Consider the following 21,161-nt stretch of genomic DNA (forward strand, 5'->3'; position numbering starts at 1 on the left):
CGCTCAGTCGGCCGTCGCCGTGAGGAACGCGGCGACGGCGACGGGTCGCTCGACGTGGGCGAAGTGCCCGCAGTCGTCGAGCACCGCGGTCCGCACGCCGGGCAGCAGCCGTCGCAGGTCGTCGAGGTCGGACGTCCGGGCGAACACGTCGTCGCGCCCCAGGACGGCCGCGACGGGACACCGGACGCCCCGCCAGCGGTCGACGTCGTAGTCGGCGGCGGCCCGGGCGGCGGCGGTGAACAGCGCGGGGCGGAACTCGTCGACGAAGGCGGCGAGCACGCTCCGGTCGAGTCGCCGCACGTGCGCGAACACCGGCGCCGCCACGAGCGGCAGCAGGCCGGTGCGTGCGATGCCCCGGAGCAGGCCGTGTGCCGCGCTGCCGGTCACGAGCAGCCCGGCGCGCAGCAGCGTGAACGCCGGGAGCGTCCCGATCGCGCGCCACGGGTGCCGCGCCGCACGGGCGGTCGCGGTGGTGGTGCCCGAGACGAGCCCCAGGGACCGGACGCGCCGCGGGGCGACGAGGGCCAGGTGCAGGCCGACGAAGGCACCCATCGAGTGGCCGACGACGTCGACGCTCGGGAGCCCGAGCGCGTCCAACACCTCGACGAGCACGCGGGCGCCGTCGTCGACGGTGAACGGCGTGCCGGGCGCCGGGGACGACCCCCAGCCCGGCAGGTCGACGAGCACGAGCCCGCGGGCGCCGAGGCCGTCGGTCGCGGCGAGGAACGGCGTCCACGTGGTCCACGAGCCGGCGACACCGTGCAGCAGGAGGACGGGGTCGGGTCCGGCGCGGTGGTGCACGACGACCGGGCCGACGGCCGTCGCGACGGTGGTCCCGGTCAGCGACCACCTGCCGGCGTCCTCCGTCACCGGCCAGGGTGCGTACGCACGGGTGGCGACCGTCTGCCGGACCGGTGCGGTGTCGGTGCCGTCCACCGGGCCTCCCGTCCGTGCTCGCGGGCGCGGCTGCGCCCACCGCTCCTTCGGAGCCGGCGGCGGTGTGGAGGGCCCGGTCAGCCGACCGGGACGGGCGCGGTGCACGCCGCGAGGCGGTCGAGCGCCTCGCGGTACTCGGCCACGTCGCGCTGCAGGCCGGGCTCGGTGATGATCGAGGCCTTGATGCGGCCCTGCACGTCGATCACGAAGGTCGCGCGGGTGGCGAAGCCCTTCTTGTCGAGGAAGACGCCGTACTCCTTCGACACCGCGCCGTGCGGCCAGAAGTCGGCGAGCAGCTCGAAGTCGTACCCGTGGGTGTCGGCGAAGGACCGCAGCGTCGCCTTGGAGTCGACCGAGATGCCGATGAGCTCCACGCGCTGGTCCTGGAACATCGCGATGTTGTCCTGCAGGGTGCAGAGCTCGTTCGTGCACCCCGACGAGAACGCGAGCGGGAAGAAGACGAGGGCGACCGGGCGGACGCCCCGGAAGTCGCTGAGGCGGACGTGCTCACCGAACTGGTTCGGGAGTTCGAAGTCCGGCGCGAGGGAGCCGATCTCCAGGGCCATCGGTGCGTTGCTTCTTCCTCGGGCGTGGGAGGTGCCCGTGTCACGTGCACACCCGCGGGTCACGCGTGCACGATCGGCCATCGTACGCCGCTGTCACCCGAACGCAAGTACCACCGGCGCACGGCACCATCAGCCAGCGGGTCGGTCGTGGGGCCTAAGGTGGTGTGGGCCCCAACCGGTCGTGACCCGACCACCGGTGGCCCCCATGTCCACCACCACGAGAACGAACGAGGTCAAGGGTGACGGTGAACGACCAAGACCCGCGCAGCACCGCAGGGACCGACCAGGACCCGGAGGAGACCGCAGAGTGGCGTGAGTCGCTCGACGGACTCGTCGCGACGCACGGCCACCAGCGGGCGCGCGAGATCATGCAGAGCCTGCTGAAGCGCTCGAACGAGCTGCACCTCGGCGTGCCGATGGTCCCGACGACCGACTACGTCAACACGATCGCGCCCGAGGACGAGCCGGAGTTCCCCGGTGACGAGGAACTCGAGCGCCGCTACCGCCGGTGGATCCGGTGGAACGCCGCGATCACGGTGCACCGCGCCCAGCGCCCCGGTGTCTCGGTCGGCGGCCACATCTCGACCTACGCGTCGAGCGCCGCGATGTACGAGGTCGGCTACAACCACTTCTTCCGGGCGCAGGACCACCCGTCCGGTGGCGACCAGGTGTTCTTCCAGGGCCACGCCTCCCCCGGCATGTACGCCCGCGCCTACATGGAGGGACGCCTCAGCGAGGACCAGCTCGACGGCTTCCGCCAGGAGCAGTCGCACGCCGGCGGCGGCCTGTCGTCGTACCCGCACCCGCGCCTGATGCCGCACTTCTGGCAGTTCCCGACCGTGTCGATGGGCATCGGCCCGATCAACGCGATCTACCAGGCGCAGCAGGCCAAGTACCTGACGAACCGCGGGATCAAGGACGCCGGCGACCAGCAGGTCTGGGCGTTCCTCGGCGACGGCGAGATGGACGAGGTCGAGTCGCGCGGGCAGCTGCAGGTCGCGGCGAACGACGGGCTCGACAACCTGAACTTCGTCATCAACTGCAACCTCCAGCGCCTCGACGGCCCGGTCCGCGGCAACGGCAAGATCATCCAGGAGCTCGAGGCGTTCTTCCGCGGTGCGGGCTGGAACGTCATCAAGGTCGTCTGGGGCCGCGAGTGGGACGACCTGCTCGCCCGTGACACCGACGGCGCGCTCCTCAACCTGATGAACGCCACGCCGGACGGTGACTACCAGACGTACAAGGCCGAGAACGGCGCCTACGTCCGCGAGAACTTCTTCGGGCGCGACCCGAAGGCGCTCAAGCTCGTCGAGGGCTACTCGGACGACCAGATCTGGAACCTCAAGCGCGGTGGCCACGACTACCGCAAGGTCTACGCCGCGTTCAAGGCCGCGACCGAGCACAAGGGCCAGCCGACCGTCATCCTCGCGAAGACGGTCAAGGGCTACGGCCTCGGCCCGAGCTTCGAGGGCCGCAACGCGACCCACCAGATGAAGAAGCTCACGCTCGACAACCTCAAGCAGTTCCGCGACGAGATGCGCATCCCGGTCTCCGACGCGCAGCTCGACGAGAACCCCTACACGCCGCCGTACTACCACCCGGGCAACGACGACGAGGCGATCCAGTACATGCACGAGCGCCGCCGCGCGCTCGGCGGGTACGTGCCGGAACGCCGGACGAAGTACACGCAGTTCACGCTGCCGGACGAGTCCAAGTACCAGGTCGTCAAGAAGGGCTCCGGCAAGCAGGAGGTCGCCACGACGATGGCGTTCGCCCGCCTGCTGAAGGACCTGCTTCGCTCGCCGGACTTCGGCGACCGCGTGGTGCCGATCATCCCGGACGAGGCGCGCACGTTCGGCATGGACGCGTACTTCCCGACCGCGAAGATCTACAACCCGAACGGCCAGCACTACACGTCGGTCGACCGCGAGCTCCTCCTGGCGTACAAGGAGAGCCCGCAGGGCCAGATCGTCCACGTCGGCATCAACGAGGCGGGCGCCCTCGCGGCGTTCACCGCCGTCGGCACCTCGTACTCGACGCAGGGCGAGCCGCTCATCCCGGTCTACGTCTTCTACTCGATGTTCGGGTTCCAGCGCACCGGCGACGCCATCTGGGCGGCGGGCGACCAGATGGCCCGTGGCTTCATGATCGGTGCCACGGCCGGCCGCACCACCCTGACCGGCGAGGGCCTGCAGCACGCCGACGGCCACTCGCCGCTCCTCGCGGCGACGAACCCGGCGGTCGTGGCGTACGACCCGGCCTACGGCTACGAGATCGGGCACATCGTCAAGTCCGGCCTCGACCGCATGTACGGCACGAACGAGGACGGCTCGCCGGCGCACAGCGACCCGAACGTCATGTACTACCTCACGGTCTACAACGAGCCGCTCGTGCAGCCGGCCGAGCCCGAGGGCGTCGACGTCGAGGGCATCGTCAAGGGCATGTACCTGCTCCAGCCGAGCGAGCACGACGGCCCGAAGGCCCAGCTGCTCGCGTCCGGTGTCGCGGTGCCGTGGATCCTCGAGGCGCAGCAGCTCCTCGCCGAGGACTGGGGCGTGTCCGCCGACGTCTGGAGCGTCACGAGCTGGGGCGAGCTGTACCGCGACGGTCTCGACGCGGAGCAGCAGGCGTTCCTCAACCCGAACGAGCAGCCGCGCACCCCGTACGTCACCGAGCGCCTGCTCGGGACCGAGGGCCCGGTCGTGGCGGTGAGCGACTTCATGCACGCCGTGCAGGAGCAGATCCGCCCGTTCGTGCCGACCGACTACGCCACGCTCGGGGCCGACGGCTTCGGCTTCTCGGACACCCGCCCGGCGGCCCGCCGCTTCTTCCACATCGACGGCCCCTCGGTCGTCGTGCGGACGCTGCAGCAGCTCGCGAAGCAGGGCAAGGTCGACCACGCCGTCGTCCAGCAGGCGATCGACAAGTACCGCCTGCACGACGTCAACGCCGGCACCACCGGCAGCGCGGGCGGCGAGAGCTGATCTGCGCGTGAGCACACCCCGCACCGACCCTGCCGTGGGCCGGGAGAACGACCGCGAACGCGCGCTCTCCTGGCTCCGGCAGGTGTCGGGCGAACTCTCGACCGCCACGATCAAGCGGCTCGAGGACACCCTGCCCTGGTACAGCGAGATGCCGCCGGGGCGCCGCTCCGCCGTCGGGCTCGTCGCCCAGGCGGGCATCACCTCGTTCATCTCGTGGCTCGAGGGCAGCGCCTCCACCCCGTGGATCGCAGCCGCCGACGTCTTCGGCTCGGCACCCCGCGAGCTCCTGCGCTCGGTGAGCCTGCAGCAGACGCTGCAGCTCATCCGGGTCGTCGTGACCGTGGTGGAGGAACGCGCCAAGGACGACGAGATGCTGCAGGAGGCGATCCTCAAGTACTCGCGGGACATCGCCTTCGCCGCGGCCGACGTCTACGCCCGCGCCGCCGAGGCACGCGGGCTGTGGGACGCGCGGCTCGAGGCACTCGTGGTCGACTCGATCCTGTCGGGCGAGTACGACGACGAGCTGCCCTCCCGCATCGCCGCGCTCGGCTGGCACGGCCACGGCGAGGTCGCGGTGATCGTGGGGAACGCCCCGCGGCAGCTCGAGGTCGACCAGATCCGCCGGACCGCACGGCACATGGACGCCGACGTGCTCGTCGGCGTGCAGGGCTCCCGCCTCGTGGTCGTCATCGGGCGCGCGACGCCGCGCGACGACGTGCCCGAGGGCGAGGAACCCGTCTCGTTCACCGCGATCGCGCAGGCCCTCGAACCGTCCTTCGGCGAGGGCCACCTGGTGCTCGGCAACGAGGTCCCCGGGGTCGTCGACGCCTCCACCAGCGCGAAGGGCGCCCTCGCCGGGTTCGCCGTGGCGCGGGCCTGGCGCGGTGCCCCCCGTCCGGCCCTGGCCGACGACCTGCTGCCGGAACGCGCACTGGCCGGCGACCCGCTCGCCCGGTCGGCCCTCGTGCAGCGGATCTACGTGCCGCTCAAGGACCAGTCGACGGAGCTCCTCCAGACGCTCTGGTGCTACCTCGACACCGGGCGGTCCCTCGAGGCGACGGCACGGGAGCTCTTCGTGCACCCGAACACGGTCCGCTACCGCCTGCGCCGCGTCGCCGACGTCATCGGGTGGGACGCCACGCACGCGCGGGACGCCCTCATCGTGCAGTCGGCGCTCATCCTCGGCGCGATGTCGGAGTCGAGCGCCGGACGTCGGCGCATGCCGAACCGCCGCTGACCGCGCTCGACCGCGCTCGTCCGCGGTCGCCCACGCCGCTCACGCCGCTCCGCGGTGTGGAACCACGGTTGCGACGTCGAACCGACCACACGCGCTGGTTCGACGTCGCTTCCGTGGTTCGAAGCGCGTCCGACCCGCGCCGCCCCCGCCGATCCGCGCCGGTGGGGATCGCACAACGACTCCGCCGCATCTGTGTGGGATGTCCACACGGGTGCGGAGCCTGTCGACGGGAAGGATTGACCGGTGATCGTCGTCGTCGCGCCCGGACAGGGCTCCCAGACCCCCGGCTTCCTCGCCCCCTGGCTCGAGGACTCCGCCGTCCGTGACCGCGTCGGAGCGTGGTCCGAGGCGATCGGCGTCGACCTGGCGCACCACGGCACCGAGTCGGACGCCGACACCATCAAGGACACGGCGCTCGCACAGCCGCTCATCGTCGCCGCCGGCCTCGTGACCGCGGACGCCCTGCTCGCCGACGGCCGCCGCTCCCTCGTCGGCGGTGTCGCCGGCCACTCGGTCGGCGAGTTCACGGCCGCTGGTGTCGCCGGCGTCCTCGAGCCCACCGACGCCGTGTCGCTCGTCGCCGCCCGCGGCCGCGCGATGGCCGACGCCGCGGCGCTCGAGCCGACCTCGATGGCCGCCGTCCTCGGCGGGGACCCCGACGCGGTCGCCGAGGCCCTCGCGCAGCACGGCCTCGTGCCGGCGAACCACAACGGCGGCGGGCAGACCGTCGTCGCCGGCCCCGCCGACGGCATCGCCGCCCTCGCCGCCGAGCCGCCCGCGAAGGCGCGGGTGATCCCGCTCGCGGTCGCCGGCGCCTTCCACACGCGCTTCATGGCGCCCGCGGTCGACCGGGTCGCCCCCGTCGCCGCCGCCACCACCGCGCAGGACCCCACGCTGCCGATCTGGACCAACGCCGACGGCTCCCGCGTGGACGACGGTCGCCGCTTCGTCGACCTCATGGTCCAGCAGATCGCCAACCCCGTGCACTGGGACGCCGTGATGGAGTCGTTCGCGGCCGCCGGCGTCACCGGCATCATCGAGCTCGCGCCGGCCGGCGCCCTCGTCGGCCTCGCCAAGCGCGGCCTGCGCGGGACGCCCTCCGTCGCCATCAAGACCCCCGACGACCTGCCCGCAGCGATCGAGCTGCTGCAGCGCGACAGCGAGACCGCAGGCCAGGAAGCAGACGCACCCGCATGACCGACAGCACCACCCCGACCACCGCAGCCGACGGGGCGGCCACGAGCCGCGCCTCCCGGCCGATGCTCCAGCAGCGTCGCGGCCACGAGTTCACCCGCATCCTGGCGTTCGGCGCCGCCCGCGGCGAGAACGTCGTGCCGAACGACGACCTCGTCGGGCCGATCGACTCGTCCGACGAGTGGATCCGGCAGCGGACCGGCATCGTCACGCGCAAGCGCGCCGGCGCCGACGTCGAGGCCGTCGACCTCGCCGAGGCCGCCGCGCGCGAGGCGATCGAGAAGGCCGGCATCACGCCCGACCAGATCGGCGTCGTCCTCGTCAGCACCGTGACCCACACGGTCGCGACGCCGTCGATGGCCTCGCTCCTGGCCGAGCGGATCGGCGCGACGCCCGCCGCCGCGTACGACGTCAGCGCCGCGTGCGCCGGCTACGCCTACGGCATCGCCCAGGCCGACTCGTTCATCAAGTCCGGGCTCGCCGACCACGTGCTGGTCGTCGGCGCCGAGAAGCTGAGCGACGTCGTCGACCCCACCGACCGGTCGATCTCGTTCCTGCTCGGCGACGGTGCAGGTGCCGCGGTGGTCGGCCCGAGCGACTTCCCGGGCATCGCCCCGACGATCTGGGGCTCGGACGGCTCGAAGTGGGACGCGATCGGCATGACCGCGACCTACAACGAGTGGGCGGCCGGCGCCCCGCGCCCCACCATGCGCCAGGCCGGCCAGACGGTCTTCCGCTGGGCGGTGTGGGAGATGGTGAAGGTCGCCCGGGAGGCCCTGGAGACCGCGGGCGTCCGTCCGGAGGACCTCGCCGCCTTCGTGCCGCACCAGGCGAACATCCGCATCATCGACGAGTTCGCCAAGCAGCTCGGCCTCCCCGACACGGTGACGATCGCCCGCGACATCACCACGACGGGCAACACGTCCGCCGCGAGCATCCCGCTCGCCACGCACCGGCTGCTCGAGGAGCACCCGGAGCTGTCCGGCGGCCTCGCGCTGCAGATCGGCTTCGGCGCCGGTCTCGTCTTCGGCGCGCAGGTCGTCGTCCTCCCCTAGTCCCCCGCGCCTTCCGGGCGCGGGCGGTGCCCGTGCCCTAGGCTGGTCCACGGTCAAACGACACCCCCCTCAAGGAGAACACCCATGGCCCTGTCCAACGAAGAAGTCCTCGCCGGCCTGGCCGAGCTGATCAACGACGAGACCGGCATCGCGACCGACACCGTCGCCGCCGACAAGTCGTTCACCGACGACCTCGACATCGACTCCATCTCGATGATGACCATCGTCGTGAACGCCGAGGAGAAGTTCGACGTGAAGATCCCGGACGAAGAGGTCAAGAACCTCAAGACCGTGGGCGACGCCGTCGACTACATCACCAAGGCCCAGGCCTGACGCGAGCTTCCTGAGCGCCGCGGCCGCGGACACCCCGCGGTCCGCGGCGCTCGTCTCGTTCACCCCAGCGGTCGCGCGCCGACCCGCGCTCGACCGAACGGACGGGCGTCCACCGGCGCCCGGCCAGTCCACACGAAAGAACACGTCGTTCCATGACCAACAAGACCGTCGTCGTCACCGGGATCGGTGCGATCACACCCCTCGCCGCGACCGCCCCGGAGACGTGGGAGGCGCTGCTCGCCGGGAAGTCCGGCATCACCCGCATCGAGGACGAGCGCTACGCCGACCTCGAGATCCCCGTCGAGTTCGCCGGCCAGGCGCGCCGCTTCCTCACCGACCAGCTGACGCGCCCCGAGTCGAAGCGTCTCGACCCCTCGTCGCAGCTCTCGCTCGTCGCCGCGCGTGAGGCGTGGGCCGACGCGGGCATCGACCCCGAGACCGTCGTCCCCGAGCGTCTCATCGTCGACTGGGCGACCGGCATCGGCGGCGTCAACACGTTGCTCGACGCCTGGGACACCCTCCGCGAGAAGGGCCCGCGCCGCGTCCTGCCGATGACGGTCCCGATGCTCATGGCGAACGGCCCCGCCGCCGCCATCGAGATGGAGTTCGGCGCCCGTGGCGGTGCCCGCACGTACCTCTCCGCCTGTGCCTCGTCCACCGAGTCGCTGGCGGAGGCCTACCGCCACGTCGCGAACGGCGAGGCGGACATCGTCATCGCCGGTGGCGCTGAGGCCGCGCTGCACCCGCTGCCCCTCGCCGCGTTCGCGTCCATGCAGGCGCTCTCGCGTCGCAACGACTCCCCCGAGACCGCCTCGCGTCCGTACGACGTGACGCGTGACGGCTTCGTCCTCGGCGACGGCGCCGCGGCGCTCATCCTGGAGTCGAAGGAGCACGCCGAGGCGCGCGGCGCGAAGATCTACGCCGAGGTCGCCGGGTCCGGCATCACCTCGGACGCGTTCCACATCACCGCTCCGGACCCGGAGGGCAGCGCCGCCGCCCGTGCGGTGATCACGGCCCTCGAGCACGCCGGTGCCGCCCGCGAGGACGTCATCCACGTCAACGCGCACGCCACGTCGACCCCGGTCGGTGACGTCGCGGAGTACCACGCGATGCGCCGGGTCTTCGGCGACCACCTCGACGACATCGTCGTGTCAGCCACGAAGGCGTCGACCGGGCACCTGCTCGGTGGCGCCGGCGCGATCGAGGCCGTGTTCACCGTCCTCGCCCTGCACGAGCGCGTCGCCCCGCCGACGATCAACCTCACGCAGCAGGACCCGGAGATCGTCATGGACGTCGCGACCGCGCCGCGCGAGCTGCCCGCGGGCGACCTGCTCGCCGTGAGCAACTCGTTCGGCTTCGGCGGACACAACGCCGTGGTGGCGTTCCGCACGGCCTGAGCACGTCCGCGGTCCGTCCGCGACGGCCGGGAGGCCCGTCCTGCGTCCGCAGGGCGGGCCTCGGTCGTCCCATGGCGGGCTCAGGCGGGGAGGGGACGCCCGAGTCTCGCCGTGTGCGACACCGCTCGTGCTGCTGCGCCCGAGGAGTGTCGCGCAGACCGAGTCTCGCGGCGGCACCGCGGACGGCGGGTCAGCCGACGCGGTGGAGCCAGACGACGGGGTTGCCCTCGGCGGCGTGGCGGAACGGCTCGAGCTCGTCGTCCCACGCCTGGCCGAGCGCGAGCCGGAGCTCACGATGCAGTTCGAGGGCGTTGCTGCCCGCGACCTCCATCGCGTAGCGGACCCGGTCCTCGGGCACGACCATGTTGCCGGACACGTCCGTCTGCGCGAAGAACACGCCGAGGTCCGGTGTGTGCATCCAGCGCCCGCCGTCGGAGCCCTCGGTGGGTTCCTCGGTCACCTCGTACCGGAGGTGCTCCCACCCGCGCAGGGCAGAGGCGATCGCCGCACCGGTACCGACCGTCCCCGTCCAGGTGAACTCGGTCCGACGGGAACCGTCGAGCGCCGGCTGGTCGAGCCACGAGAAGTTCACGGCACGGCTCATCGCGCGACCGGCCGCCCATTCGACGTGCGGGCAGAGCGCGCGTGGTGAGGAGTGCACGTAGAGCACTCCTGTCGTCGTTCCGTTCACGATTCCTCCGCTTCGTCAGGTGCGACTTCCCCATCGACCTGTGGTGCGGAGTCCCGGTACGGAACTTCGGTATCTGATTGTGATGTCCTCGCGGACACGCCCATTATGCAGCGTCCGGGCTGGGAGCGCCACACCCGGGCGACGCGTGGGAGGGCCGGATCAGTGCGGGACCGGTCAGTGCAGGACGGCGCCGGACGCGTCGACGGGGTGCCGCTCCCCCGCGGTGAGTGCCACCGGCATGCGGTTCTCCTCGGGCGGGACGGGGCAGGCGTACTGGTACGAGAAGGCGCAGGGCGGCAGGACGAGGCGCTCCCAGTCGAGCGTCACGTCGTACCGACCGGAGTCGGCGGGCCGATCGGGCTGCGCAGACTGATCGGGCTGCTCTGGGTCGTCGAGGTACAGGAAGCGTCCCATCGAGTACGAGCTCCCGGCGTCGTCCTCGGTCAGCGTGCTCGTCGTGTCCTGCACGATGAGCTGCAGCCGGCGTCGGCCGTGGAACGGCGCAGACCGGACCGCCGTCATGCGCACCGTGGCTCCGTCGATCGTGGTCTCGATCGTGCCCGCGACCGGCAGCGGGTCGCCGGCGGCGTCGGTGAGGTGACCGGGTGCCTCCCGGTCGGACCAGGGTTCGTACCGGCCGCGCGTGACCCAGCCGCCAGGCCGGGGCGCGAAGCGGTCGATGCGGGCGAAGCGGGCGACCGCGTCGGAGGCGGGGTCCCAGACCCGCAGGGTGGTGCCGTGCACCGTCCCGGCGAGGCCGTCGCGGAACACGACCGTCGACGGCACCACCGCGGTGTCACCGGCGACGAGGACCGTCCCGTCCACCGGGTCCCCGTCGACGACGACGCCGTCGTCGATCGCGGCCGTCACGGCGAGGCCACCGACCGCCGGGGCCCAGGTCCCGGCGACCGGCCACACCGGCTGCGGTCGGTCGACCGCCTGCGCGTTGACGAGCGCGAGGGGTCCGCGAGCGCTGCGGGCCCAGGCGTCCCGGGCGGCGACGTGGTCGCCGAGGGTCTCGGTCACGCCTGCTCCTGTCGGGGGTAGATGACCTTCTGCACGATGATGATCGCCGAGGCGGCTGCCGGCACCGCGACGAGGGCGCCGAGCACGCCGCCGATCGTCCCGCCCGCGACGGCCGCGATCACCACGAGGGCTCCGGGCACCTGCACGGCGCGTGACATGATGCGCGGGGAGATGACGTACGCCTCGACCTGCATGTACACGAGGTAGTAGATCGCAGCGGCCAGCGCCGTGGCCGGCGAGGCGAACAGGCAGAGCAGCGAGATGACGGCTGCTGCGGCCACCGTGCCGACGAGCGGGATGAGCGAGCCGAGGAACGCGAAGGTCGCCAGCAGCACCGGCAGCGGCGCGCCGATGACGAGCAGGAAGACCAGGCTGAGGATGCCGTTGATGAGCGCCTGGCTGATCTGCCCGACGACGTAGCGGCCCACGGCCTGGGTGATCTGCTCGCTGACGTCGACGAAGTTCTGCCGGCGCGACGCCGGGACGAAGCGGTAGGTCATCGACTTCAGGCCGCGCATCGACGCCAGGAAGTACAGCATCAGGATGATGACGATGACGGCGCCGGTCAGACCGGACAGGATGCCGCTGCCCACCGCCAGGATGCCGCCGCCGAGGCTGAGCAGGTTGCCCGGGTCCTCGACGAAGGACTGCAGCGACTCCAGGGAGTGGTTGATGTCGAACGACCCGGCGAACTGCCGCGACAGGTCCTGCACCCAGTCCTGCCGCGAGATGTCCTGCACGATCTCGGGGAAGTTCTGGATCAGGTTCGTCGCCTGCTGGATGAGGATCGGCACCACCGCGAACACCACGCCCGCGAACGCCGCCAGGACGCCGACGACGACGATCGTGATCGCCGACCAGCGCGGGATGAAGCGCTCGAGGAACGAGACGAGCGGGTCGATGCCGAGCGAGAGGAACAGTGCGACGCCGATGTAGACCAGCACCGTGCTGAGCTGGTGCACGATCGAGCCCGCGACCAGGGCGATGAGCACGCCGAGGGCGCCCATGAAGCCGATCCGGAAGGCGTTGACGCGCACGCCGGTGCCCGCCGACGTCGTCTCGAACACCACGTTCGGTGTCGGGCTGTGGTCGTCCGGGGCCGGGCCTTGCGCGGCCGGGGCGTTCCGTTTCCTGGGCAGGTGCACGTAGGGCGGGCGGGACTTGAACCCGCGATCGTTCGGTTATGAGCCGAGTGCCTTGACCAGCTTGGCTACCGCCCCTCGCCGGCGACCCTCAGGCCACCGGCTCCCCACGATACAGCGCCTCGAACGTCGCGAGCGTGCGGTTGATGTCGTGCGCCTCGATCATCGTCAGGCTGCGCGCGCGCATCGCCTCGTACTCCTCGTCCGGAGCGGTCAGCACCTGCGTCAGCTTCGCGGCGAGGTCGTGCACGTCGCCCGGACGGAACAGGTAGCCGTTGCCGTCGATCAGGTGCGGCAGTGCCATCGAGTCCGCGGCGACGACGGGGAGCCCGGACGCCATCGCCTCGAGCGACGAGATGCTCTGCAGCTCGGCCGTCGACGGCATCGCGAAGACGGTGCCGTTCGTCAGCGCCCGACGCTTCTCCTCGTCGGAGACGAACCCGGCGAACCGCACGCGGTCCTCCAGCCCGAGCTCGCGCACCAGGGCGGTCAGCTTCGGGATCATCTCGCCGCCGCCGACGATCGTCACCGTCGCGTGCAGCTCGGCCGGCAGCAGCGGCAGCGCCCGGATCAGCACGTCGAGGTTCTTCTCCGGGGCGACCCGGCCGACGAAGACGATGTCGTTGCCCGCCGGACGCCCGCTCCGCGCGGTGTACCGGGTGGCGTCGATGCCGCACGAGATCGCGAGCACCTGCTGCCCGGCGATCGCGTCGCGGAGGTAGTCGGCCGCGAGCACCGTCGGCGCGGTGACCGCGTCGGCGAGCCGGTAGGTCTTCGCGGCGTCCCGCCAGGCGATGTTCAGCGCGACGGGCAGCGTGCGCGGCCCGAACGGCATGTAGTCGAGCAGGTTCTCCGGCATGAAGTGGTTCGTGCCGATGATCCGGATGCCCCGGGCGTGCGCCTCCTGCACGATGCCGCGACCGACGAGGAGGTGCGACTGGATGTGGACGACGTCGGGCCGCACCGCGTCGAGGATCGGTGCGGTCCGGGGGCGGATCGTCCACGGCCACACGAAGCGGAACCAGGCGTGCCACGGCCACTTGTGCGACCTCAGCCGGTGCACGGTGAGCGTGACGCCGCGGTGCTCCTCGTCGAAGCTGCCGTGGTGCGGGGTCGGCGACGGGGCGACGACGTGCACCTCGTGCCCGCGTTCGGCGAGACCGACGGCCAGCTGCTCGGCGAAGGTCGCCGCGCCGTTCACGTCGGGCGGGAAGGTGTCCGCCGCGATGAGGACGCGGAGCGGTCGGGTTCCGCCGGTCGCACCCGTCGCGTGGGCGGTGGCGGTGGTGGCGTCCTCTGACACGGCTGGCATCGTCCTCTCGTGGGCGGTTGCTGGTCGGTCCTCGACGGTACCGCACGGTCCCGGCAGGCCGGGTCCGCCCCACGGCGGGTCCCGCGGCCGGTCAGCTCCGGGTCTGCGGGTGGTGCTTGGCGAGCAGGAAGACGCCCGTGATGGCGATCACCGCGGCGACGAGGAACCCGAGGACGGCGATCCACGGCGCACCGGCGGCCTCGCCGAGCACGATCACGCCGATGCCGACCGCGACGATCGGGTCGATCACCGTCAGGCCCGCGATGACCAGGTCCGCGGAGCCGCTCGAGTACGCGTTCTGCACGAAGTACCCGCCGAGTGCCGCGGCACCGATCACCCCGACGACCGCGATCGCGGTCAGCCAGTCGAAGGTGCCGCTGAGGAAGCGGTTGAGCACGACCTTGGCGAGCGTGGCGACGAAGCCGTAGAGCACACCGGCGCCGACGATGTAGTACAGCGCGCTGGCACGCTTCGCCGCGAAGCGGAAGGAGACCAGGACGACGACGAGGACCACCGCCAGGACCACCAGGATCGTGACGAGCTGCTGGCGGCTGATCGCGCTCTCGCGGCCGACGACCGCGGCGATGCCGACGAAGATGCCGACACCGACGATGCAGGTCCACACCGCGCGACGAGCCTGCTGCCCGAGGGGCACGCCGGTCGACCGCGACGAGAACCACGTGGTGATGACGAGCGCGACCGCACCGAGCGGCTGCACGACGATGAGCGGCGCGTTCGTGATGCTGATGAGCTGCAGGACGACCGCGAGACCGAGCATGAGGGTGCCGAGCACCCACCAGCCGCTCGTCAGCAGCCCGACGACGTGCCGGACCGAGAGCCCCTTCGACTGGCGACCGAGCCGCGCCTCCACCCGCTGCACCCCGCGGCTCTGGTACTGCGCACCGAGGGAGAGGAAGACGGCGCCGACGAGCGCGACCGGGATCATCAGGGCCTGGAACGGGGTCAGGTTGACCGCTTCCGGGATCGGCAGGTCCGTCGTCACGCGACGAGGCTACCGGTGCTGCCCGGATAACCTGGGTGAATGCCCGTCCTCCCCATCCGCATCACCGGTGACCCCGTCCTCCACGAGCGTGCCGCCGAGGTCACCGAGTTCGACGACGACCTGCGCGCGCTGGTCGACGACATGTTCGCGACCATGGACCTCGCACCCGGCGTGGGGCTGGCCGGGCCGCAGGTCGGCGTCGGCAAGCGGCTCTTCGTGTACTCGTGGACTGACGACGACGAGGTCCTGCACCGCGGCGTCGCGGTGAACCCGGTCCTCTGGACGACCCCTCTCGTGCCCGAGTCGGTCGAGGAGCTCGACGAGGACGACGAGTCCGAGGGCTGCCTCTCGATCCCCGGGGAGCGCTTCCCGCTCCGCCGCGCCGAGGGCGTCCTCCTCCGCGCGGTCGACGCCGACGGCACCCCGTTCGAGGTCGAGGCGCACGGTTGGCTCGCGCGCATCTTCCAGCACGAGTACGACCACCTCGACGGTGTCCTCTACGCCGACCGCCTGGTGCACCCGTACGCCAAGCAGGCGGTCAAGGCGGTCCGGAAGAGCAGCTGGGGCACGCCCGGCAAGTCCTGGCTCCCCGGGCGCGACCACCCCGAGGGCTGACGGCGCGCAGCCGGCGGACGGGAGGCGCGGCTCAGCCCCGGTAGGTCGCCAGCGCCCGGCGCAGGTGGTCGTGTTCCGGGTGTCCGGGGCAGTACTCGAGGAGCCCGGCCGCCAGGTGTGCCTGCTCGTCCGTGGTGACCGCCGTGTCCCACGGCGCGACACCGCGCTCCGCGCAGGTCGCGGCGAGCTCCCGCAGGTCGACGTGGTCGTCGGTGGCCCGGACGGCGGCCTGCTGCTGCGCCGACATCCCGGACCCCGTGATGGGCTTGGCCGTGCAGTCGGCCCGCTCCGCCTCCCACGCCGCGGCGTACGTCGTGAAGGTCTCCGTCGCCTCACCGGCATCGGTCGAGCAGACGAATGCGAAGACGATCGGGGCGCTACCGGAGGCCGAGACCTCGGCCTGGGTGGTGCCGTCGAGCGACTCCTCGGGCTCGGTCTGCCCCGTCGTGCACGCGCTCAGGCCCAGGGCGCCGAGGACGACGAGTCCCGCGGCGAGGGCTCGACGGGCGGTGATCACCTGTGAACGCTAACAGCTTCCGGCCGCGTCCCACCTGCGAAGGCCGGAAGCCGAGCCTCGGCTCCGCGGACGTCTTCGCGACTCCTGGACCGCGAGAGTGTCCGCAGGGGCGAGGCTCGCCGCCGCGTCGGCCCACGGGACAGACGAGAGGCCCCCACCGTGAACGGTGGGGGCCTCGTCTCCTGCTCCCCGAGTTGGACTCGAACCAACAACCTGCCGGTTAACAGCCGGCTGCTCTGCCAATTGAGCTATCGAGGATCACTGTCCGCTGGCGAATGTCGTGCGAACAACGGGTAACAGCATAGCAGCACCCCGAGCCCTGTCCGTGCATCCGCCGCGCATCCCGGGCGCGCCGTGTCCACCGCGGCCCGCTCGGGGTCGGTCAGTAGCCGGCGGTCGGGTCCACCACCCCGACGAAACCGTCTCCCGTGCCGGACAGGAACGCTCCGGTGTTCGTCCGCACCCGCTCGGCGAGGAGCGGCGCCACCATGTCCGGCGTGTCCGCCTGGTGCGGCGTGATGATCGCCCCGGGCTCGCTCCAGAGCGGGTGCCCGTCGGGCAGCGGCTCGGGGTCGGTCACGTCGAGCCCCGCTGCGGCGATCTGCCCCTCGCGGAGCGCGGTCACGAGCGCGTCGGTGTCGACCAGGCCGCCGCGGGCGATGTTCACGAGCCGTGCGGAGGGCTTCATGATGCGGAACTGCTCCGCCCCGAACAGCTTCGACGTGCCCGCGGTCATCGCCGCGGCGACCACGACGACGTCGGCGTCCGGCAGCACGTCGTCGAGCGCGTCGGTCGTCACCGTGCGGTCGGCGCCCGGCACCGGGTCCGACGACCGGCGCACCACCGTGACGGACACCTCGAACGGCGCCACCAGTCGGATGTACTCGAGCGCGATGCCGCCCGCGCCGACCACGACGACGTTCCGCCCGTAGAGCGAGACCCCCTCGGGCTCGGTGGCCCACGACGTCGCCCGGGCCCGCTGCTGCAGCACCCGGAGGGTCCCGAGCGTCAGCGCGAGCGCGTGCTCGGCGACGGGTTCCGCGTAGGCGCCCTTCGCCGAGGTGAACAGCACCCGGTCACCGTGCTCCGCGATGAGGTGCGCGAAGGCGTCGACGCCGGCGAAGGGCAGCTGCACCCAGCCGACCCCCGGAGCGCGGGACAGCGCTGCCGCGAGCCCGTCGGGGTCGCGCGCGTCGAGCCACACGATGCCGCGGGTGTCGTCGCCGAGCTCCCCCACCGTGCCGCCCGCCGTCCGGACCGCCTCGACGTGCAGGTCGGCTGCCCGCGGCAGGATCGCCACCGGCCCGGCCGTCGGCGCGTCGACCGGCAGCGGCGCCCCGGCGTCGGTGACGACCGCACGGTGGCCGCGGGTGCCGGACGGGGCGGTGGGGCTCATGCGTTCTCCTGACGGTCGGAGCGGGGACCGGTGCCCGCGGCGACCGGTCGACGCGGGGCGGACGAGCGACGGGGTGCGGCCGGGGCGGCGGGCCGACGCTTCACCGGTCGCGCGGCGGTCGCGGCGAGGGTCTTGACGTAGGGGTCGACGGGGTTGTCGAGGACCTCGTCGAAGGTGCCGAGACCGACCAGGCGGCTCTCGGCCATGATGCCGACGCGGTCGGCGAGGGCACGGGCCTCGCGGAGGTCGCTCGACACCACCACCGCCGAGAACTGTCGCCCGACCTGCAGGTTCGCGAGTGCCTCGAGCACGGACTGGCGGACGAGGACGTCGACGCCGCGCGCCGGTTCGTCGGCGACGAGGAGCTGGGGCTCGAGGACGAGCGCACGGGCCAGGGCGACGCGCTGCCGCTGTCCGCTCGAGAGCTCCCACGTGTTGAGGCGCATGACGCCGAGCGGCAGGTGCACGGCGTCGACCAGGCGCGCCACCATGAGGCCGGCCTGCTTGCGGTCGAAGCGGCGGTCCCGCACGTAGATGGGCTCCGCGATGGCCTCGCCGACGGTCAGGTCGGGGCTGAGCCGGTCGGCGGCGTCCTGCGGCAGGTACCCGATGCGGCCGGTCAGGCGCTGCGCCTTGCGTGACGCCGGCCGGAGCCCGCGGACCTTCTGCCCGAGCACGGTGAGCTCACCGCCGACGACCTGGCGACGGTGCGCGCCCTCGCCCTCGCCGGTGGCTCCGAGCTGCCCCGCGACGGCGGCCGCGAACGTGGACTTCCCGGACCCGGACTCACCGAGGAGCGCCAGGATCTCGCCCTGCCGGACGGTGAGGCTGACGCCGTCCACCGCTCGGATCGGTGCCGAGCCGCGCACGCCCCGGTACTCGATCGACACGTCGTCTGCGACGACCGCCGGGCCGTTCACCGCGATCATGGGTCCCCTTCCGCGCCGCCCCTGGCGACGGTGTGCGACGGACCGGGATCAGCGGACACGTCCTGTGTGGTGCGGTGGAGCCGACGGACGGGAGGCGCGACGCGCGTCGACGACGCGGGTCGCGCCTCCCGTCCGGTCACGTCGGGTCAGGACCCGGCGTTCTCCAGTTCGACCAGCGTACGCCGTCGCTCCGCCTGTTCAGCCGGGTCCGGCACGGGCAGCGACGCCAGGAGCCGCTGCGTGTAGGGGTGCTGCGGTGCGCCGAGGACCTGGGCCGTCGTACCGGTCTCGACCAGGTCGCCGCGGTAGAGCACCGCGATCCGGTCGGACAGGGCCCCGACGACGGCGAGGTCGTGGCTGATGAACAGCGACGCGAACCCGAGGTCCTGCTGGAGCTCCAGGAAGAGCTCGAGCACCCGCGCCTGCACCGACACGTCGAGCGCGCTCGTCGGTTCGTCCGCCACGAGCAGCTTCGGCCGGAGTGCGATCGACCGCGCGAGCGAGGCGCGCTGCCGCTGCCCGCCGGACAGCTCGTGCGGGTACCGGTCGCCGTAGGACGCCGGCAGCTGCACCATCTCGAGCAGTTCCCCGACCCGCTTGCGGGCGGCACGCGGGTTCCGCACCTCGCCGTGCACGACGAGCGGTTCGGCGACGCACTCGGCGATGGTGAGGAGCGGGTTGAACGAGGTCGCCGGGTCCTGGAAGACGAACCCGATGTCCTTGCGGTGCCGCTTGAAGTCCCGCTCGCGGTACCCGAGCATCTCGGTGCCGAGGACGTCGAGCGACCCGCCGGTGATCCGGGTCAGGCCCGCGATGGCCCGGCCGATCGTGGTCTTGCCGGAGCCCGACTCCCCCACCAGGCCGAGCACCTCGCCGGGACGGATGTCGAGGTCGACGCCCTTGACGGCCCGGAAGGCCGGCGCACCCAGGCGCCCCGGGTACTCGATCTCGAGGCCCTTCGCGCTGACGAGCGGCGCGACCTCGGACGCGATCGCGGCACGGCGGGCGGTGCCCGTCGACGCCTCGAGCCGGGGCACGGCGGCGAGCAGGCGCTTCGTGTAGTCCGCCTGCGGCGACGCGAACAGCTGCGCGACGGGCGCCTCCTCGACGACCTCGCCCTGGTACATGACCGCGACACGGTCGGCGAGGTCGGCGACGACGCCCATGTTGTGCGTGATGATCACGATCGCCGCGCCGAACTCGTCGCGGCAACGCCGGAGCAGGTCGAGGATCTCGGCCTGCACGGTGACGTCGAGTGCCGTCGTGGGTTCGTCGGCGATGATGACGCTCGGCTCGAGGGCGAGCGCACTCGCGATGACGACGCGCTGCTTCTGCCCGCCCGAGAACTGGTGCGGGTAGTGGTCGACCCGCTTCTCCGGGTCCGGGATGCCGACGCGGCGCAGGTAGTCGATCGCCTTCGCGCGCGCCTCCTTCTTGCCGACGCCGCCGTGGGCGCGGAGCCCCTCGGCGATCTGCCACCCGACCGTGAAGACCGGGTTGAGGGCGGTCGACGGTTCCTGGAAGACCATCGCGCCGGCGGTCCCGCGGAGCTCGCGGAGCTTCGCGGCACCGACCGACACGACGTCGGTGCCGTCGAGGTACACCGCACCGCCGAGCGTCGCGGTCTCGGGCATGAGCCGCAGCATGCTGCGGGCCGTGACCGACTTGCCGGACCCGGACTCGCCGACGAGGGCGAGGACCTCGCCCGGGCGGACGTCGAGGCTGACGCCCTTCACCGCGTCGACGGCGCCGTTGTCGGTCGCGAAGGTGACGGTCAGGTCGTCGACGACGGCGACGGGACCGCCCTGCTGGTCGTGCGTCGCGTCGGTCATGCCGCCGCTCCTTCCGTGCCGGTGCCCCGCTGCTTCGTCGACACCAGCTGCTTCAGGCGACGGCGTGCGCGCAGGCGCGGGTCCGAGATGTCGTTGAGGCTCTCGCCGATGAAGGTCACGCCGAGCACGAGCACGACGATCGCGACGCCCGGGAAGACGCCCGTCCACCAGACGCCCGACGCGACGTCGGACAGGGCGCGGCTGAGGTCGTAGCCCCACTCCGCGCCGGCGGTCGGTCCGATGCCGAAGCCCAGGAAGCCGAGGCCCGCCAGGGTCAGGATCGCGTCGCTCGCGTTGAGCGTGAGGATGAGCGGCAGCGACCGCGTGGAGTTCCGGAGCACGTGCCGGGTCATGATGCGCCACGGGTTCGTGCCGATCACCCGCGCCGACTCGACGAACGCCTCGTTCTTCAGGCGCACCGCCTCGGCCCGGACGACCCGGAAGTACTGCGGCACGTACACGACGGTGATCGAGATCGCCGCCGCGACGATGCCGCCGGTGTAGCTCGAGTTGCCGCCGGAGATGACGATCGAGACGACGATCGCGAGCAGCAGCGACGGGAACGCGTAGATCGCGTCCGCCACGACCACGAGGACGCGGTCGAGCCAGCCGCCGATGTAGCCGGAGACCATGCCGAGGACCACGCCGACGCTGATCGAGACGACCACCGCGACGATCACGACGAGGACCGCGGTGCGAGCGCCGAACACGGTGCGGCTGAACACGTCGAACCCGCCGACGGTCGTGCCCCAGATGTGCTCGGGGCTCGGCGGCGCGGTCCGCGGGAAGCCCTGGCCGTCCGCGCCCTGCAGCTGGCCGAAGCCGTACGGGGCGATGAGCGGCGCGGCGATCGCGACGACGAGGTACAGGGCGCAGATGACCACGCCGGTGACGAGCATGGCGCGCTGCCAGCCGGTGCTCCTGCGGAGCTGGACCACCACGGGCAGCCGCTTCCAGAGCGGCTCGTGGCGGTCGACGAGCGAGGTGTCGGCCATC

19 protein-coding genes and 2 tRNA genes are annotated in these 21,161 nt (G+C 72.3%); 7 read left to right on the forward strand and 14 right to left on the reverse strand.

Annotated elements, in window-relative coordinates:
• Window positions 1-3: 3 nt before the first annotated feature.
• Complete coding sequence (locus tag Cus16_RS02990; RefSeq protein WP_189319510.1) at window positions 4-936, reverse strand: alpha/beta fold hydrolase; 933 nt, start codon at window positions 934-936, stop codon at window positions 4-6.
• A 77-nt stretch (window positions 937-1,013) separates the two neighbouring features.
• Window positions 1,014-1,502, reverse strand: coding sequence for a peroxiredoxin (locus Cus16_RS02995; protein WP_069711086.1), 489 nt, complete (start codon window positions 1,500-1,502; stop codon window positions 1,014-1,016).
• Between the two features lie 239 nt (window positions 1,503-1,741).
• Between Cus16_RS02995 and aceE the strand changes: the two genes are divergently transcribed.
• The 6 genes from aceE to Cus16_RS03025 all read left to right on the forward strand — a co-directional run bounded on the left by aceE (window position 1,742) and on the right by Cus16_RS03025 (window position 9,702).
• Window positions 1,742-4,486: a pyruvate dehydrogenase (acetyl-transferring), homodimeric type gene (gene aceE, locus Cus16_RS03000; RefSeq protein WP_069711087.1), complete on the forward strand. Its 2,745-nt coding sequence runs from the start codon at window positions 1,742-1,744 to the stop codon at window positions 4,484-4,486.
• Window positions 4,487-4,493: 7 nt separating this feature from the next.
• Window positions 4,494-5,723, forward strand: a complete 1,230-nt coding sequence (locus tag Cus16_RS03005) for a PucR family transcriptional regulator (RefSeq protein WP_069711088.1) — start codon at window positions 4,494-4,496, stop codon at window positions 5,721-5,723.
• 243 nt (window positions 5,724-5,966) lie between these two features.
• Entirely contained in the window at window positions 5,967-6,920 is a 954-nt protein-coding gene (locus Cus16_RS03010; RefSeq protein ID WP_069711089.1) for an ACP S-malonyltransferase, read from the forward strand.
• Entirely contained in the window at window positions 6,917-7,972 is a 1,056-nt protein-coding gene (locus Cus16_RS03015; RefSeq protein WP_411266594.1) for a beta-ketoacyl-ACP synthase III, read from the forward strand. The genes Cus16_RS03010 and Cus16_RS03015 overlap by 4 nt, the downstream gene beginning before the upstream one ends.
• An 84-nt stretch (window positions 7,973-8,056) precedes the next feature.
• Window positions 8,057-8,305 carry an acyl carrier protein gene (locus Cus16_RS03020; protein WP_058729431.1) on the forward strand — a complete coding sequence of 83 codons (249 nt, stop codon included), beginning with the start codon at window positions 8,057-8,059 and terminating at the stop codon, window positions 8,303-8,305.
• Between the two features lie 152 nt (window positions 8,306-8,457).
• On the forward strand, window positions 8,458-9,702 hold the full coding sequence (locus Cus16_RS03025; RefSeq protein WP_069711090.1) for a beta-ketoacyl-[acyl-carrier-protein] synthase family protein: 1,245 nt from the start codon (window positions 8,458-8,460) through the stop codon (window positions 9,700-9,702).
• Between the two features lie 190 nt (window positions 9,703-9,892).
• On the opposite strand, the gene Cus16_RS03030 is transcribed toward Cus16_RS03025, so the two are convergent.
• From Cus16_RS03030 to Cus16_RS03055, 6 genes are all read right to left on the reverse strand, one after another.
• Window positions 9,893-10,372 (reverse strand): DUF3145 domain-containing protein, encoded by a 480-nt coding sequence (locus tag Cus16_RS03030; protein WP_083263646.1) that lies wholly within the window; start codon window positions 10,370-10,372, stop codon window positions 9,893-9,895.
• 195 nt (window positions 10,373-10,567) lie between these two features.
• Window positions 10,568-11,419, reverse strand: coding sequence for a DUF1684 domain-containing protein (locus Cus16_RS03035; protein WP_069711092.1), 852 nt, complete (start codon window positions 11,417-11,419; stop codon window positions 10,568-10,570).
• Entirely contained in the window at window positions 11,416-12,486 is a 1,071-nt protein-coding gene (locus tag Cus16_RS03040; RefSeq protein WP_223246497.1) for an AI-2E family transporter, read from the reverse strand. Before Cus16_RS03040 ends, Cus16_RS03035 begins: the two co-directional genes overlap by 4 nt.
• A 79-nt stretch (window positions 12,487-12,565) precedes the next feature.
• A tRNA-Ile gene (locus tag Cus16_RS03045) sits at window positions 12,566-12,639 on the reverse strand.
• A 13-nt stretch (window positions 12,640-12,652) separates the two neighbouring features.
• The gene (locus Cus16_RS03050; RefSeq protein ID WP_189319511.1) at window positions 12,653-13,873 is read right to left on the reverse strand and encodes a glycosyltransferase; all 1,221 of its coding nucleotides are present in this window, start codon (window positions 13,871-13,873) and stop codon (window positions 12,653-12,655) included.
• A 91-nt stretch (window positions 13,874-13,964) separates the two neighbouring features.
• Window positions 13,965-14,876: a multidrug DMT transporter permease gene (locus Cus16_RS03055; protein WP_069711094.1), complete on the reverse strand. Its 912-nt coding sequence runs from the start codon at window positions 14,874-14,876 to the stop codon at window positions 13,965-13,967.
• 39 nt (window positions 14,877-14,915) lie between these two features.
• Between Cus16_RS03055 and def the strand changes: the two genes are divergently transcribed.
• A complete protein-coding gene (gene def, locus Cus16_RS03060) occupies window positions 14,916-15,491 on the forward strand; it encodes a peptide deformylase (RefSeq protein WP_069711095.1) in 576 nt (191 codons plus the stop codon).
• A 31-nt stretch (window positions 15,492-15,522) separates the two neighbouring features.
• On the opposite strand, the gene Cus16_RS03065 is transcribed toward def, so the two are convergent.
• From Cus16_RS03065 to Cus16_RS03090, 6 genes are all read right to left on the reverse strand, one after another.
• Window positions 15,523-16,008 carry a hypothetical protein gene (locus Cus16_RS03065; protein ID WP_069711096.1) on the reverse strand — a complete coding sequence of 162 codons (486 nt, stop codon included), beginning with the start codon at window positions 16,006-16,008 and terminating at the stop codon, window positions 15,523-15,525.
• A 185-nt stretch (window positions 16,009-16,193) separates the two neighbouring features.
• A tRNA-Asn gene (locus tag Cus16_RS03070) sits at window positions 16,194-16,266 on the reverse strand.
• 124 nt (window positions 16,267-16,390) lie between these two features.
• The gene (locus Cus16_RS03075) at window positions 16,391-17,404 is read right to left on the reverse strand and encodes a D-isomer specific 2-hydroxyacid dehydrogenase family protein (RefSeq protein ID WP_069711097.1); all 1,014 of its coding nucleotides are present in this window, start codon (window positions 17,402-17,404) and stop codon (window positions 16,391-16,393) included.
• The gene (locus tag Cus16_RS03080; RefSeq protein ID WP_069711098.1) at window positions 17,401-18,333 is read right to left on the reverse strand and encodes an ATP-binding cassette domain-containing protein; all 933 of its coding nucleotides are present in this window, start codon (window positions 18,331-18,333) and stop codon (window positions 17,401-17,403) included. Before Cus16_RS03080 ends, Cus16_RS03075 begins: the two co-directional genes overlap by 4 nt.
• 146 nt (window positions 18,334-18,479) lie before the next feature.
• Window positions 18,480-20,165: an ABC transporter ATP-binding protein gene (locus tag Cus16_RS03085; RefSeq protein ID WP_069711099.1), complete on the reverse strand. Its 1,686-nt coding sequence runs from the start codon at window positions 20,163-20,165 to the stop codon at window positions 18,480-18,482.
• Complete coding sequence (locus tag Cus16_RS03090) at window positions 20,162-21,160, reverse strand: ABC transporter permease (RefSeq protein WP_069711100.1); 999 nt, start codon at window positions 21,158-21,160, stop codon at window positions 20,162-20,164. Before Cus16_RS03090 ends, Cus16_RS03085 begins: the two co-directional genes overlap by 4 nt.
• Window position 21,161: the final 1 nt, after the last annotated feature.

The sequence above is a fragment of the Curtobacterium sp. ER1/6 genome (assembly GCF_001742745.1).
Lineage (GTDB): Bacteria > Actinomycetota > Actinomycetes > Actinomycetales > Microbacteriaceae > Curtobacterium > Curtobacterium citri.